The 14,064-nt window shown below is 64.2% G+C and carries 13 protein-coding genes; 7 read left to right on the plus strand and 6 right to left on the minus strand.

Annotated elements, in window-relative coordinates; translation table 11 throughout:
- Positions 1 to 17: 17 nt before the first annotated feature.
- The 4 genes from hmgA to ABID58_RS29035 are packed head-to-tail and all read right to left on the minus strand — an operon-like array spanning position 18 to position 4,194.
- The gene (gene hmgA, locus ABID58_RS29020) at positions 18 to 1,364 is read right to left on the minus strand and encodes a homogentisate 1,2-dioxygenase (RefSeq protein ID WP_354036251.1); all 1,347 of its coding nucleotides are present in this window, start codon (positions 1,362 to 1,364) and stop codon (positions 18 to 20) included.
- 2 nt (positions 1,365 to 1,366) lie between these two features.
- Positions 1,367 to 2,323, minus strand: coding sequence for an MBL fold metallo-hydrolase (locus ABID58_RS29025; RefSeq protein ID WP_148755862.1), 957 nt, complete (start codon positions 2,321 to 2,323; stop codon positions 1,367 to 1,369).
- A 22-nt stretch (positions 2,324 to 2,345) separates the two neighbouring features.
- A complete protein-coding gene (locus tag ABID58_RS29030) occupies positions 2,346 to 2,570 on the minus strand; it encodes a DUF2783 domain-containing protein (protein ID WP_354036252.1) in 225 nt (74 codons plus the stop codon).
- 7 nt (positions 2,571 to 2,577) lie between these two features.
- Positions 2,578 to 4,194, minus strand: a complete 1,617-nt coding sequence (locus ABID58_RS29035) for an FAD-dependent oxidoreductase (RefSeq protein ID WP_354036253.1) — start codon at positions 4,192 to 4,194, stop codon at positions 2,578 to 2,580.
- Between the two features lie 110 nt (positions 4,195 to 4,304).
- Here ABID58_RS29035 and ABID58_RS29040 point away from each other — a divergent pair, with 110 nt between their 5' ends.
- Positions 4,305 to 4,859, plus strand: a complete 555-nt coding sequence (locus ABID58_RS29040; RefSeq protein ID WP_354036254.1) for a MarR family winged helix-turn-helix transcriptional regulator — start codon at positions 4,305 to 4,307, stop codon at positions 4,857 to 4,859.
- Here the strand turns inward: ABID58_RS29040 and ABID58_RS29045 are convergent, their stop codons facing one another.
- The gene (locus ABID58_RS29045; protein WP_354036255.1) at positions 4,860 to 5,666 is read right to left on the minus strand and encodes an N-acyl homoserine lactonase family protein; all 807 of its coding nucleotides are present in this window, start codon (positions 5,664 to 5,666) and stop codon (positions 4,860 to 4,862) included.
- A 363-nt stretch (positions 5,667 to 6,029) separates the two neighbouring features.
- Between ABID58_RS29045 and ABID58_RS29050 the strand changes: the two genes are divergently transcribed.
- The 6 genes from ABID58_RS29050 to ABID58_RS29075 all read left to right on the plus strand — a co-directional run bounded on the left by ABID58_RS29050 (position 6,030) and on the right by ABID58_RS29075 (position 13,211).
- Positions 6,030 to 7,553 carry a caspase family protein gene (locus ABID58_RS29050; RefSeq protein ID WP_354036256.1) on the plus strand — a complete coding sequence of 508 codons (1,524 nt, stop codon included), beginning with the start codon at positions 6,030 to 6,032 and terminating at the stop codon, positions 7,551 to 7,553.
- A 146-nt stretch (positions 7,554 to 7,699) separates the two neighbouring features.
- The gene (locus tag ABID58_RS29055) at positions 7,700 to 8,371 is read left to right on the plus strand and encodes an OmpA family protein (protein ID WP_187435409.1); all 672 of its coding nucleotides are present in this window, start codon (positions 7,700 to 7,702) and stop codon (positions 8,369 to 8,371) included.
- A gap of 143 nt (positions 8,372 to 8,514) precedes the next feature.
- The gene (locus ABID58_RS29060; RefSeq protein ID WP_354036258.1) at positions 8,515 to 9,444 is read left to right on the plus strand and encodes an efflux RND transporter periplasmic adaptor subunit; all 930 of its coding nucleotides are present in this window, start codon (positions 8,515 to 8,517) and stop codon (positions 9,442 to 9,444) included.
- Positions 9,444 to 12,608 carry an efflux RND transporter permease subunit gene (locus ABID58_RS29065; RefSeq protein WP_148755870.1) on the plus strand — a complete coding sequence of 1,055 codons (3,165 nt, stop codon included), beginning with the start codon at positions 9,444 to 9,446 and terminating at the stop codon, positions 12,606 to 12,608. Before ABID58_RS29060 ends, ABID58_RS29065 begins: the two co-directional genes overlap by 1 nt.
- Before the next feature lie 28 nt (positions 12,609 to 12,636).
- Positions 12,637 to 12,921 (plus strand): DUF6883 domain-containing protein, encoded by a 285-nt coding sequence (locus ABID58_RS29070; protein WP_354036260.1) that lies wholly within the window; start codon positions 12,637 to 12,639, stop codon positions 12,919 to 12,921.
- 53 nt (positions 12,922 to 12,974) lie between these two features.
- Entirely contained in the window at positions 12,975 to 13,211 is a 237-nt protein-coding gene (locus ABID58_RS29075) for a DUF4926 domain-containing protein (RefSeq protein WP_354036298.1), read from the plus strand.
- A gap of 9 nt (positions 13,212 to 13,220) precedes the next feature.
- On the opposite strand, the gene ABID58_RS29080 is transcribed toward ABID58_RS29075, so the two are convergent.
- The gene (locus tag ABID58_RS29080) at positions 13,221 to 13,895 is read right to left on the minus strand and encodes a Crp/Fnr family transcriptional regulator (protein WP_148755872.1); all 675 of its coding nucleotides are present in this window, start codon (positions 13,893 to 13,895) and stop codon (positions 13,221 to 13,223) included.
- Between the last annotated feature and the right edge of the window lie 169 nt (positions 13,896 to 14,064).

The raw sequence follows: 14,064 nt of genomic DNA on the forward strand, positions 1-14,064 counted from the left end.
GCGACATAGTTGGACGGTCACGGCCGGTTCGGATCGAACCGCTTCTCCAGGCCCTTCCAGCAATCCGCGTAATCCTCCTGCAGCGTCGACGCATTCGCGGCATGCGCTGTCACGCGCTGCGGGTAGCGGGTCTCGAACATGAAGGCCATGGTGCCCGTGAGCTTGACCGGCTTCAGCTCGCCATTGCTGGCGTGCTCGAAGGCGTCGCGATCGGGGCCGTGCGGTAGCATGCAATTGTGCAGGCTGATGCCGCCTGGGACGAAGCCCTGCGGCTTGGCGTCGTAGACGCCGTAGATCAGACCCATGAACTCGCTCATGATGTTCATGTGATACCAGGGCGGACGGAAGGTGTTTTCTGCGACCAGCCAGCGCTCGGGGAAGATGACGAAGTCGATATTCGCGGTGCCCGCGGTCTCCGAGGGCGACGTCAGCACCGTGAAGATCGAGGGATCGGGGTGGTCGAAACCAATCGCGCCGACCGGCGAGAAGGTGCGTAGATCGTACTTATATGGCGCGTAATTGCCGTGCCAGGCGACGACGTCGATCGGCGAATGGACGAGCTGCGTCTTGAACAGCGAGCCGCCCCATTTCACGAACAGCTCTGTCGGCCTGTCCATGTCCTCATAGTGCGCGACCGGCGTCAGGAAGTCCCGCGCGTTCGCAAGACAGTTGGCGCCGATCGGCCCGCGCTCCGGCAGCGTGAAGGCGCCGCCATAGTTTTCGCAGAGATAGCCGCGCGCGGGACCATTTGGAATCTCGACACGGAATTTCACGCCGCGCGGGATCACGACGATCTCGCCGGGCTCGGCGTCGATGCGGCCGAATTCCGTGACGACGCGAAGATTGCCCTGCTGGAGCACGAACATCAACTCGCCATCGGCATTGTAGAAATGCTGGTCCACCATCGACTTGGTGATGAGATAGACATGCGCGGCCATGCCGGCCTGCGTATTGACGTCACCGGCGGTCGTCATGGTCTGCACGCCCTGGAGGAAGGTCATGTCCTCCTTCGGCAGCGGCGCCGGATCCCAGCGCAGTTGCGCGATCGGCAAATCGTTCTCGTGGCACGGCGCCGAGCGCCACAGACCGGCATCGGCCTTCTCGAAGCGACCGGAGTGCTTCACGGAGGGGCGGATGCGATAGAGCCAGGAGCGCTCATTGGTGCCGCGCGGCGCGGTGAAGGGTGAGCCCGAGAGCTGCTCGGCATAGAGGCCGTAGGCGCAGCGCTGCGGCGAGTTGCGCCCGATCGGCAGCGCGCCAGGCAGCGCTTCGGTCTCAAAACTGTTGCCGAATCCGGACATGTAGCCCGGCGTCACCTGCGCCGAGCTGCGGATGATCTGATCGGGTGAGGTATTGACGTTCATGACTATCCTCCTCCTTGCAGGGCCGCCCACATTTCCTGGTCTCGCTTGTCGGTCCAGATCACGGGATCGTCGATTCCCGATGCTTCGTCATAGGCGCGCGACACATTGAATGGCAGGCAGTGCTCGTAGATGGCAAAACTGTGAAATTTCGGGTCCATCACTTCGCGCGTCGCGGCCATCGATTCCTTCAGCGTGCGCCCCTTGGCGACCGAGACTTCGGCCGCGCCATAGAGCGAGGTGACGAAGTCGCGTGTCATGGCGATGGCCTCGCGCACGGTGGCTGTGCCCTTGAGCGCATCGCCGCGGCCCGGCGCGATCGCCTTGGGATTGAAATTGCGGATCTCGTTCAGCGTCAGCGGCCATTCGCGCAGATGCGCATCACCGCAATAGCAGGCCGAGTGATATTCGATGAGATCGCCGGAGAACATCACCTCGGCATCCGGCACCCAGGCGACGATGTCGCCGGAGGTGTGGCCGGCACCGAGCTGCATCAGCCGCACCTCGCGCTTGCCGAGATAGATCGACATCTCGCCTTCGAAGGTCAGCGTCGGCCAGGTCAGGCCGGGAATGCTTTGGGCATCCTGGAACAGGCGGGGAAAACGGCCATACTCGGAATCCCAATCCTGCTGACCACGTTCCTCGATCAGACGATAAGTCTCCTGCGAGGCGACGATTCCCTGCGCCTTGTAGGCGGAGGCGCCGAGCACGCGCACGGCGTGATAATGCGACAGCACGACATATTTGATCGGCTTGTCGGTGACGGTGCGCACACGCTCGATCACCTTGTTGGCCATTGCGGGCGTCGACTGCGCGTCGAACACGAGGCAGCCGTCGTCGCCGACGATGATCGCCGTGTTCGGATCGCCTTCGGCGGTGAACGCGTAGAGATCGGCGCCGATCTCGGAGAAGGTGATCTTCTTCTCGGAGAGATCGCCGGTGGATGCGAAATTCTTCGCCATCAGTTCATCCTCAAGTCTTGGGTTACTGTTGCTGCTGTTGTTGCTGCTGGCCGTCGATCATGCGGCGTTTCGCCAGCGCGAGCGCCTCCCGCAGCACGTCGATATCGCCGATATGGTTGGCGAGGATCAGCACCAGCGCCGCGTCGAAATCCGCGCTCTGCTCGTCGGTGAGGCCGCGATGAGCCTCGACGATGGCGCGAAAGGCATCGTCGGGCCGCGCAAAATTGGAGCTGGTGGAAAGCGGCATATCAACCTCAATTCAGACCTGCTGCTCGCGATAGCGCGGCCGTGATCGCCTCACGCGTCGGATGGCGGAAGCGCGCTGCGACGTAGCCGTCGGGCCTGAGCAGATAAGCGGAGCCCGGCTCGGCGTCATAGCGCTTGGCGACGAGGCCCGAGGGATCGGCAAGTCCGCTCTCGCCGCCGATAAGAATATCCTTCACGCCATCGGGTGCATCAATCGCTGCGCCATTGCTGAACGACAGCAAAGTGAAATCAGTTCCATCCTGGCGGAACGCATCGGTCAGATAGGCTTGGCCCGCCACAGGGGCGTCGAGCATGGAACAGCCGGGCCGCGGGCCGGCATCCCACGCGTCGGCATCGGGTGACGACAGCGGCGAGTCATAGCTGCATGGCACCGACAGCCGGCCGCCATTGACCATGCGCTTGCCGAACTCGGTTTCCTTGGCGAGCGACAGCACCGCCTGGCGCAGCCGGGCTTCCTGATGCGAGTTCGGCGCCATGAAATCGGTCGAGCGGGTGGATTCGCGGATATTCTCGTCGGCAGCCCCGCTGCGCTCGACATGGTAGCTTTCGAGCAGGCTTGCGGGCGAGGTGCCGCGCAGCACGCGGTCGAGCTTCCAGGACAGGTTTTCGGCGTCCTCGAGTCCCGAGTTCGCCCCACGCGCGCCGAAGGGCGAGACCTGGTGTGCAGAATCGCCCGCAAAAATCACGCGGCCGTGGATGAAGCGATCCATGCGTCGGCACTGGAATTTGTAGAGCGAGATCCACTCGAACTCGAACTTGTCGTGGCCGAGCATCCGCGCGAGCCGTGGCCGCACGTTCTCAGGCTTCTTCTCGACGACGGGATCGGCATCACGGCTGAGCTGGAGATCGATGCGCCAGACATCGTCGGGCTGCCGGTGCAGCAACGCCGAACGTCCGGCATGAAACGGCGGATCGAACCAGAACCAGCGCTCCGTCGGAAACTCCGCCGTCATCTTGACGTCGGCGATCAGGAACTGATCCTCGAACACCTGTCCGGCGAACTCGGCGCCGACCATCTGCCGCAGCGAGGACCGCGCACCGTCGCAGGCGACGACATATTGCCCATGCAGGCGATAGGCGCCTTCGGGCGTCTCGATCGTCAGCGCAACGGAATCGTTGCGTTGCTCGACCGCGGTCACCTTGTTGCGCCAGCGCAGGTCGATCGTGGGCAGGTCGCTGATGCGATCGACCAGATAGGCCTCGGCGTAATATTGCTGGAGATTGATGAAGGCCGGCCGCTTGTGACCGTCCTCGGGCAGCAGGTTGAACTGATAGAGCTGAGACTCGCCGTGAAAGATGCGGCCGACGCTCCACACGACGCCCTTGTCGACCATGCGGTCGGCAACGCCGAGCCGGTCCCAATATTCCAGCGAGCGCTTCGAGAAGCAGATCGCGCGCGAGCCCTCGCCGATGCGGTCGGCATCATCCAGAAGGACGACGCGCTGGCCGCGCTGGGCGAGATCGATCGCCAGCGACAGCCCGACGGGCCCTGCGCCGACGACCACGACCGGATGCTCGGCCGGATTTTGGCCGGGGCGGTCCTGGTCGGAGTGGCGGCGATAGCCGAACTGGGTTTTGGCCTGATGCGTATTGGCGCCTGCCATACACTAACCTCGGCTCTGGTCAGGAGAGGACTGATCTGCTAGATAGTCTCACGTGCAACTATTTTGGACCGGAGCCGGCCGGCCGTCAACTGGAATTCGGAGCGCTCTTCTTGGCGAGGACATCCAGCGACATCGCGTTGAAGACACGGCAAACCGACGAGGCTTCATCGCGGCCCAAGGCGCGACCCAAGTCGCGGCTCGATCTGTTCAGATTCGTGCCGTTCCGCCTCAACCGGCTGGCAGCGGAGGTCAGTTCCGCGCTCGCGGTCGAATATCAGGAACGTCACGGCCTCGACATTCCGGCCTGGCGCGTGATGGCCACGCTCGGCTTCCGCAACGATGCCTGTAGCGCGCAGTACATCTCGCAATGCACCCGCACGCACAAATCCACCATCAGCCGCGCGGTGACGGCGCTGCTGCGTGACGACCTGATCGAGCGGGTCGAGAACGAAGCCGACCGCCGCGAATTCCGCCTGCAGCTGACGAAGAAGGGCCGCGCGCTTTACGAGGAGCTGTTCCCGCAATTGCTGCTGCGGGAAGACGAGATCCTCGCCTGCCTGTCCGCGCAGGAGCGCAAGCAGCTCTCCGCGCTGCTCGGCAAGATCGAGGATAGCCTCGACCTGATCCAGACCAGCGAAGAGGCCGACGCCAAGCAGGCGTATTAATCACTTCGCAAACGGCCGCGTCGGCGGCAAATGCAGCGCCCAGGCGTCGACCTTGTCGCTCGCACGCGGATAGATCTCGGTCACAATCGGATCGTGCCCGGGAATATAGCGATCGGGATGGCCGGCGAGACGTTCGATCGTCTCCCAGCCCACCGCCATGTCGCCGACATTGTAGACGATCGGGAACGGGCTACGGCGCTGCAGATTGGCGTAGTAATGCGCAGCGTCGGACGCCAGCACCACCGGACCGCGCGCGGTCTCGGCCTTGACCACCTGCAAGCCGTCGGAATGGCCGCCGACACGGTGCACGGTGACACCAGGCGCGACCTCGCCGTCGCCGGAATAGAAATGGACGCGCTCGCGATAGACATGGCGCACCATCTGGGTGACGTGCTCGACCGAGAATGGATGTCGCAGCAGTCCGTTGCACATGCAGCGGCCGGTGGCGTAAGCCATCTCGCGGTCCTGGAGATGGAAGCGCGCATTCGGGAAGCGGTCGAGATTGCCGGCGTGATCGTAATGCAGATGCGTCACGATAATGTCGCGAATGCCCGACGCGGAGACGCCAAAGCGCTCCAGCGCATCGACCGGATTGAGCGTCAGCTTGCGCGCGCGCGAGGTCGCCTCCTCGGCATTGAAGCCGGTATCGACCAGAATATCGCGGCCCTGCCCGCGGATCAGCCAAACGAAGTAGTCGAGATCCTGCGCGGCGCTGTCATGCGGGTCGGGCGCCAGAAAATTCATGCTGGGGGTGCGCGGCGACATGGTCGCATAGCGCAGGGCGTAGATTTCGTAGGCGTTTCCCATGACTTTGATCCCGGCTTTTGCTTTTTCTGAATGGACCTGCCGCGCACCAAGCCATTGCCCGCAGCAAAGGTCAAACGCCTGCGGCGGACGCAGGGCGCAATGTGAGACCAATCACATTTTGGTCGCGAGTACCGGCCTAACGTGACAGCAGGAACCCTGAACGAGAATGCGTCGAGTAGAGCCGTGACCGCCGACTTATTCCCCTCGCCGCCGGCCCGTGCATCGCGGTCAATTGTCGCGATAGTGCCGAATCTCCAAGCGGTTGACGCCCCGACTCCCCGGTTTGATAATGCACATTGCGTAAGTTAAGGTCGCCGCGGCGCAAGCTGGTAACGGCGCCTTTTTGGCTGGACCGCGCTGATTATGAAAATTCGCCTGCTTTTTCTTCTGCCATTGCTTGTCTCGCTCATCCCGACCGCCCCGTCGCGCGCGGCCGGCGACCGCTACGCGCTGGTCATCGGCAATGCCAAATATCCGGACGCGGACACTCCGCTGAAGGAGCCGATCAACGACAGCCGCGATGTCGCCGACGAGCTCAAGCGCGACGGCTTTTCGGTCGAGGTCGGCGAAAACCTGACCGGCGATGGCATGCGCCGCGCCTTCGACAAGCTCTATGGCAAGATCAAGCCGGGCTCGGTGGCGCTGATCTTCTACAGCGGGTTCGGCATCCAGTCGGCACGCCAGAGCTACATGATCCCGGTCGACGCACAGATCTGGACCGAGTCCGACGTCCGTCGCGACGGTTTCAGCATCGAAGCGATCCTGGGCGAGCTCAACACCCGTGGCGCCGGCGTCAAGATCGCGCTGATCGATGCCAGCAGGCGCAACCCGTTCGAACGGCGGTTCCGCAGCTTTTCGGCGGGTCTGACCCCGGTCATCGCGCCGAACGGCACGCTGGTGATGTATTCGGCGGCGCTGGCGTCCGTGGTGTCGGACGCCGGAGGCGACCACAGCCTCTTTGTTCAGGAACTGCTCAAGGAAATCCGCGTCCCCGACCTGATGGCGGAGGAGACGCTGAACCGCACCAAGATGGGCGTCACCCGCGCCTCGCGCGGCGAGCAGGTGCCGTGGATCTCGTCCTCGCTCGCCGAGGATTTCTCGTTCATTCCGGGGGCCGCGGGATCGCGCCCGACAGCGGCGACCCCGCCACCGGCGCCTCCCGCACCGCCGCCGGCTGCGGTCGCCAACAACCCGCCTCCGGCTCCGCCCGCCCCGCCAGCACCACCTGTGGCTGCGAACAATCCGCCGGCGCCGCCTGCATCTCCGTCACCGCCGCCGGCACCGAAGCAGCAGGTTGAGGCCGCGCTGCCTCCGCCGCAAGCGCCGGTCAAACCGGCCGAGCCAGCTCCGGCGCCGAACGCGGATGGCGGGCCGAGCGCGGCCGTGCTGGCTGAGGATCCCACCATCAAGGGCCTGACGGCCAAGATCGCCACCAATCCGGACGACGTGAATGCGCTGTACCGGCGCGGCCAGGTCTATGCCAGCAAAGGGGCCTACAGCCTCGCCATCAGGGATTTTGACGACACGCTCCGGATCAATGCGAAGGACGTCGAGGCGCTGAACAACCGCTGCTGGACCCGTGCCGTGGTCGGCGACCTCCAGGCCGCGCTGAAGGATTGCAACGAGGCGCTGCGGCTACGGCCGAATTTCGTCGATGCGCTGGACAGCCGGGGGCTGGTGAACCTCAAATCCGGAGCGGTGAAGAATGCCATCGCCGATTTCGACGCCGCACTGAAGATCAACCCGCGGCTGACCTCCTCACTCTTTGGACGGGGGATCGCCAAGCAGCGCAACGGCTCGGCCCAGGAAGGCGCGCTCGACCTCGCCAATGCCAAGGCGATGGATCCGAACATCGTGCAGGAATTCGCAAGTTACGGAGTGCGTTGATATTTTTTTGATTTGAGGCCAGCGGCGCCTCGAACCCGTGGCGGCCCGGCAAAGACTAACCGAACGGACGCCGCAGGCGGGCCTTGCCGTGGGGGCCATTTGCAGGAATTTTGGAACCGCGCGGGCTCGCGCTGGAGGGACTGGCAATGAGATTGGCTGCAAAGGGACTGACCGCAATCCTCTCCGTCATTACCATCGGCGCCGCGCTGTCGCTGACACTTCCACCCGCCTTCGCCGGCGACGACGGCAACAGCAAGAACGTTACCGAGGACGAGATCGTCCGCGCGCTGGCGCCGCCGCCGAAGAAGCCCCTGACCCGCGGCCTCTCGATTGCCCCGCAGGCCGATCCGGCGCCGAACCCGGCGGAAACCAAGCTGATCCAGTCCGTCCGCGGCCGCGCCACGCGCTCGCTGTCGTCGACCGAGCGTGAGGAAATCGCCTCCGCCGCCAAGGACAAGCCGAATATCGATCTCGAAATCACCTTCGACTACAACTCGGCCGACATCAGCACCAAGTCGCTGCCTTCGGTGCAGGCGCTGGGCCGCGCGCTGACCAGCCCCGACCTGAAGGGCTCGACCTTCGTGGTCGCCGGCCACACCGACGCCGCCGGCGGCGAGGGCTACAATCAGGAGCTGTCGGAACGCCGCGCGGATTCGATCAAGCGCTACCTTGTCGAGAAGTACAGCATCGCAGCAGCCGACCTCGTCACCGTCGGCTACGGCAAGAGCAAGCTGAAGGATCCGAGCCAGCCGATGGCCGAGGTGAACCGCCGCGTGCAGGTCGTGAACATGGAAAACAAGACTACCGCATCGAAGTGACCACGACGTAATCCGTTGAAGTGACAAGTCGCGATGTGGTGTAACGTCTTGCTCCCGGCGCGCGTCCCGCAGCCCTGCGGGACGCCGCTTCGTTTAAGGGAAACGTTCCCAGCAACCCCGAGCCAGGCCAGGATGATCCGGCGATGAACATCTCCGAATATATCAAGCCTGCGGGAACCGTGGCGTTTATCGTTGCGCTCGGCGTCGGCTATTACTGGTTCGAGCATCGGCATCGCCCCGAGGCGAAGGAGACGCCGGGCGAGGCGCTCGTCATCGTGACGAAGTCGACCAATGCCTGCTTCTCCGATCTGGTACGCGTCACCGGCTTCTTCGTGCCGAGGCGCGAGGCCGTGGTCATGGCCGACCAGGAAGGATCGAAGGTCACCGACCTCTTCGTCACTGAAGGCGCTGTCGTCACCGACAACCAGGAGCTGGCACGCCTGACAGCGCCGCCGCAGATCCCGGGCCAGCCGCAAAGGCCGGGCCCGCAGGGTCCGATCTCGCTGAAGGCGCCCGCGCCAGGTCTCATCACGGAAGTGCGGACCATTGTCGGCGCGCCGGCCTCGCCTCAGGCGGGACCGATGTTCCGCATCGCCGTGAACAACGAGATCGAGCTGGATGCACAGGTTCCGGCCGTGCACATGCCAAAACTCAGCCCCGGTGCGACGGTGCGGATCAGCCGGGACGACGCCGCCGATCTGATCGGCCGGGTCCGGCTGGTTGCTCCCGAGATCGACCGCGCCACGCAGCTCGGCCGCGTCCGCATCAGCGTCACCAACAATCCGTCGCTGAAGGTCGGCGTGTTTGCCCGTGCCTCGATCGACGCCAAGCGAAGCTGCGGCGTCGCGGTTCCCAAGACGGCGATCGACCATCTCACCGTGCAGGTGGTCAAAGGCAACACCATCGAGACACGCCGGGTGCGCGTCGGGCTAACATCCGACAGCCAAACCGAAATCCTTGAAGGGGTCGACGTCGGCGAAATCGTCGTGGCCGATGCCGGCTCTTCGCTTCATGACGGCGACCAGATCAAGACCATGTTCGCCGATGAACTCGATCGCACGCGGGTACGCTGATGGCTCTCAATATCTCGGCATGGTCGATCCGTAATCCGCTGCCGTCGGTGGTCTTCTCGATCATCCTGCTGATCCTCGGCTGGACCTCCTTCACCAAGCTCGCGATCACGCGACTGCCCTCTGCCGACATTCCCGTGATCTCGGTCGCGGTGGCGCAGTTCGGCGCCGCGCCCGCGGAGCTCGAATCCCAGGTCACCAAGACGGTTGAAGACGCCGTCTCCGGCGTCGAGGGCGTGCGGCACATCACCTCCTCGATCACCGACGGCGTGTCGGTCACCACCATCCAGTTCGCGCTTGAGACCAATACCGACCGCGCACTCAATGACGTCAAGGACGCGGTGACGCGCGTGCGCTCGAACCTGCCGCAGAACGTCACCGAGCCGCTGATCCAGCGCGTCGACGTGATCGGCCTGCCGATCGTCACCTATGCCGCGATCTCGCCCGGCAAGACGCCCGAGCAGCTCTCCTATTTCGTCGACGACGTGGTCAAGCGCGCGCTACAAGGCGTGCGCGGCGTCGCCCAGGTCGAGCGCATCGGCGGCGTCGAGCGCGAGATCCTGGTCTCGCTCGATCCCGATCGCCTGCAGGCGATGGGGCTGACCGCCGTCAATGTCAGCCAGAGCCTGCGCGGTACCAATGTCGACGTCGCCGGCGGCCGCGCCGAAATCGGCAAGAACGACCAGGCGATCCGGACCCTGGCCGGCGCCAAGACGCTCAGCGACCTTGCCGGCACCATGGTCCCGCTGTTCGGCGGCGGCGAGGTCCGGTTGGACGATCTCGGCACCGTCACCGATACCATCGCCGACCGCCGCACCTTCGCCCGCTTCAACGGCGAGCCGGTGGTCGCGCTCGGCATCAAGCGTTCCAAGGGTGCTAGCGACGTGAAGGTCGCCGAAGCCGTGCAGAAGCGCATCGACGCGCTCAAGGCGGCTTATCCCGATGTCGACCTCAAGCTGATCGACACCTCCGTCGAATACACCAACGGCAACTACGAGGCGGCGATCTCGACCCTGTTCGAGGGCGCCATCCTCGCCGTGGTCATCGTGCTGTTGTTCCTGCGCGACCTGCGCGCCACCATCATTGCCGCGGTCTCGCTGCCGCTGTCGATCTTCCCAGCGTTCTGGGCGATGGACATCCTCGGCTTCTCCCTCAACCTCGTCAGCTTCCTCGCCATCACGCTATCGACAGGTATTCTGGTCGACGATGCCATCGTCGAGATCGAGAACATCGTACGGCACATGAACATGGGCAAATCGCCCTATCGAGCAGCACTGGAAGCCGCCGACGAGATCGGCCTCGCCGTGATCGCGATCTCGCTGACCATCATCGCGATCTTCGCGCCCGCGAGCTTCATGTCGGGCATCGCCGGACAGTTCTTCAAGCAGTTCGGCATCACGGTCTCGGTACAGGTGTTCTTCTCGCTGCTCGCGGCGCGCTTCGTGACGCCCATGCTGGCGGCCTACTTCCTCAAGCATGGCAATCATGAAGAGCCGCCGCCCGGCCGCATCCTGCGGACCTATCACGGCCTCGTATCGTGGTCGGTGAAGCACTATTTCATCACGGTGCTGATCGGCTTCGGCATCTTCGCGGCCTCGATCTGGAGCATCACGCTGCTGCCGCAGGGCTTCCTGCCGGCGCAGGACAGCGCCCGCTCGCTGCTCGCCCTCGAACTGCCGCCGGGCACGCAGCTCGCCTACACCGAAAAGGTCACCGAGGACATCGTCGCACGCCTGCGCAAGCGGGCCGAGGTGAAGAGCATCTTCGTCGACGGCGGGCGCGTCCCGCCGGGCACCCAGGAAGTTCGCCGCGCCGCCCTGATCATCAATTACACGCCCAAGAACGACCGCAACATCACCCAGCGCGAGCTTGAATTCTCGATCAGCCAGGAGCTGGAGAACGTTCCCGATATCCGTTTCTGGTTCCTGGACGAGAACGGCCTGCGCGCAATCTCGCTGGTCGTGACCGGCGTCGATGCCAACATCGTCAACAACGTCGCCAGCGAGCTCGCGACGCAAATGAAGCGGATTCCGACCATCGCCAACGTGATCTCGGAGACCTCGCTGGAGCGTCCCGAACTGCGTATCGAGCCGCGCGCCGATCTCGCCGCACGGCTCGGCGTCTCGACCGAAAGCCTGTCGCAGACCATCCGTGTCGCGACCATTGGCGACGTCGGCCCGGCGCTTGCCAAGTTCGACGTCGGCGACCGCCTGGTCCCGATCCGGGTGCAGCTCGAGGACGCCGCGCGCGGCAATCTCAAGACACTGGAGCAGCTGCGCGTGCCGCTCGGCGAGCACGGCGAGAAGGGTGGCGTTCCGCTCTCGGTCATCGCCGACGTCAAGCTCGACCAGGGTCCGACCAGCATCAACCGCTACGACCGCGAGCGACAGGCCACCGTCGCCGCCGACCTCGTCGGCTCAGCGGCGCTCGGCGATGCCACCAAGAAGATCTACGACCTGCCTGTCATGAAGAGCCTCCCGAAGGGCGTGAAGGTCTCACCCTCCGGCGACGCCGAAAGCCTCAACGAGCTGTCCGACGGCTTTGCCACCGCGATCACGGCCGGCCTGATGATGGTCTATGCGGTGCTGGTGCTGCTGTTCGGCACCTTCCTGCAGCCGATCACCATCCTGTTCTCGCTACCGCTCTCGATCGGCGGCGCGATTGCGGCACTGCTCGTCACCGGCAAGCAGCTCACCACGCCGGTGTGGATCGGCATCCTGATGCTGATGGGCATCGTCACCAAGAACGCGATCATGCTGGTGGAGTTCGCGATCGAGGCGATCCGCGACGGCAAGCCGCGCGACGAGGCGATGATCGACGCCGGCATGAAGCGCGCCCGCCCGATCGTGATGACCACGATCGCGATGGCCGCCGGCATGATGCCGAGCGCGCTCGCGGTCGGCGCCGGCGGCGAGTTCCGCTCACCGATGGCGCTCGCGGTGATCGGCGGCCTGATCTTCTCCACCATCCTGTCGCTGGTGTTCGTGCCCGCGATGTTCATGGTGATGGACGATCTCGGCGCCCTGATCTGGCGCTTCGGCAAGCGGCTGATCGTGCACAGCGAGGACGCGGAGACCGTCGATCATCATGCGGTCCCGCCCTCCGGCGCGGCGCCCGGAGAGGCGGCATCGGCACCGAAGGGCGTCGTGCATCCTGCGGCGGAGTGAGATTGAACGGGAGCGAGATGAAGTTGCCATGACGTTGCGCATTCCGAATGGCAAGAACGCTACTATCGACATTCGGAAGATCGACGGTTACTGCCTAAATCCCTTGCATCCGCGCGGCCGACATAAAGCGAGGGTTTTCAGCGACGCGCTCGGTCTCCAACAGGAAGATGCACCCTGGCTTCGCGATGCGCTGCTTGATGCTGCACTTTCGGGCGATGCGTCCCAGATTGCGACAGATCGTTGGGGCAGTCACTGGCGCATGGACGTGCTACTCAGGCGACATCGGAAGCAGGCTGTGGTAAGAACGGCTTAGATCATACGGGCCGGTGACGACCGGCCGACATTCGTCACCTGTTGGGTGCTATGATGACCGCAGTAAGCGGTAGGAAAAATCGAACGCCGACGGTGCTGGACGTCGTTGCATTGCTGACTAACCTCCCGGAGAACCGGTTGGCGCGAGGAAACGTCGGCACAATCGTCGAAGAGCTCGACAACGAGACGGTGCTCGTCGAATTCAGCGGCGATGATGGACGACCATACGCGGTCGCTCCTTGCCAGCGATCAGAGCTTCTAACTTTACATTATGTGCCGGAAGCAGCCTAGCTGCGCTCCCTACTCGTTCCGCGCGATCGCCGTCAGCTTGGTCATGTTCCGCAGCAGGATGCGGCCGCGCTGGAGGTCCAGGATCGCTTCCTTGCGCCAAGCCTGAAGCTGGCGGTTGACGCTCTCGCGGGCGGCGCCGACGAAGACGCCGAGCTGCTCCTGCGAGATGTGCACCTCGGAACCGAAATCCGCGGCGAGCGCGCAGAGCCGCCGCGCCAGCCGCACCGGCAGCGGCTGCAACATGGATTCCTCCATTCGCTCGCTCTGCCAGCGGATGCGCTGGCACAACAGCGCGATGATCTTGATCGCGACCTTCGGCTCGCGCTCGAGGAAGGCGAGGAAGTCTTCGCGCCGCAGCACGAACAATTCGCTCACCTCGCCGGCGGCCGCGTCCGCGGTGCGGCTCTGGCCGTCGAGCACCGCGACCTCGCCGAACAGGTCGCCCGGGCCCATGAAATTCAGCGTCAGCCGGCTGCCGTCGGAGGCGCCGGTCTCGATGCGGACCTGGCCGCGGCGCACCCCGAACAGCGCGTCACCGGGGTCGCCCTTCTGGAACAGCACCTCGCCATTCGCCAGATGCTGAGTGTGGCAGAGATGGGACAACCGCTGGAGTTCGTCCGTCCCGAGATCGGCGAACATGGCATTCATTTTCAGAATGACCGCAAATTCGGCCTGCTTGCTCATTTCAACGTCCTTGTGAATTTCTTTGGCAAATCGCTTGGAAGCATCGGCGTCAGAATCGCGTAAAACCGCGTTGGGCAAGTGTGTCATAAGTCACATAACTTTGCAGCACCTCCCGATTATTTTTAGCCGCTTGGAGCGGCTTCCCGTCCCGGGATAAACTCAGGCGGAA

It is taken from the genome of Bradyrhizobium sp. S3.2.6 (genome assembly GCF_040546885.1).
Lineage (GTDB): Bacteria > Pseudomonadota > Alphaproteobacteria > Rhizobiales > Xanthobacteraceae > Bradyrhizobium > Bradyrhizobium cytisi.

Excerpts from the sequence above, each read along its gene's own strand:
- ABID58_RS29070 (WP_354036260.1), top strand. The coding sequence starts at position 12,637 with ATGACGTTGCGCATTCCGAATGGCAAGAACGCTACTATCGACATTCGG.
- ABID58_RS29035 (WP_354036253.1), bottom strand. The coding sequence starts at position 4,194 with ATGGCAGGCGCCAATACGCATCAGGCCAAAACCCAGTTCGGCTATCGC.
- hmgA (WP_354036251.1), bottom strand. The coding sequence starts at position 1,364 with ATGAACGTCAATACCTCACCCGATCAGATCATCCGCAGCTCGGCGCAG.
- ABID58_RS29050 (WP_354036256.1), top strand. The coding sequence starts at position 6,030 with ATGAAAATTCGCCTGCTTTTTCTTCTGCCATTGCTTGTCTCGCTCATC.
- ABID58_RS29060 (WP_354036258.1), top strand. The coding sequence starts at position 8,515 with ATGAACATCTCCGAATATATCAAGCCTGCGGGAACCGTGGCGTTTATC.
- ABID58_RS29055 (WP_187435409.1), top strand. The coding sequence starts at position 7,700 with ATGAGATTGGCTGCAAAGGGACTGACCGCAATCCTCTCCGTCATTACC.
- ABID58_RS29025 (WP_148755862.1), bottom strand. The coding sequence starts at position 2,323 with ATGGCGAAGAATTTCGCATCCACCGGCGATCTCTCCGAGAAGAAGATC.
- ABID58_RS29080 (WP_148755872.1), bottom strand. The coding sequence starts at position 13,895 with ATGAGCAAGCAGGCCGAATTTGCGGTCATTCTGAAAATGAATGCCATG.
- ABID58_RS29045 (WP_354036255.1), bottom strand. The coding sequence starts at position 5,666 with ATGGGAAACGCCTACGAAATCTACGCCCTGCGCTATGCGACCATGTCG.
- ABID58_RS29030 (WP_354036252.1), bottom strand. The coding sequence starts at position 2,570 with ATGCCGCTTTCCACCAGCTCCAATTTTGCGCGGCCCGACGATGCCTTT.
- ABID58_RS29065 (WP_148755870.1), top strand. The coding sequence starts at position 9,444 with ATGGCTCTCAATATCTCGGCATGGTCGATCCGTAATCCGCTGCCGTCG.
- ABID58_RS29075 (WP_354036298.1), top strand. The coding sequence starts at position 12,975 with ATGACCGCAGTAAGCGGTAGGAAAAATCGAACGCCGACGGTGCTGGAC.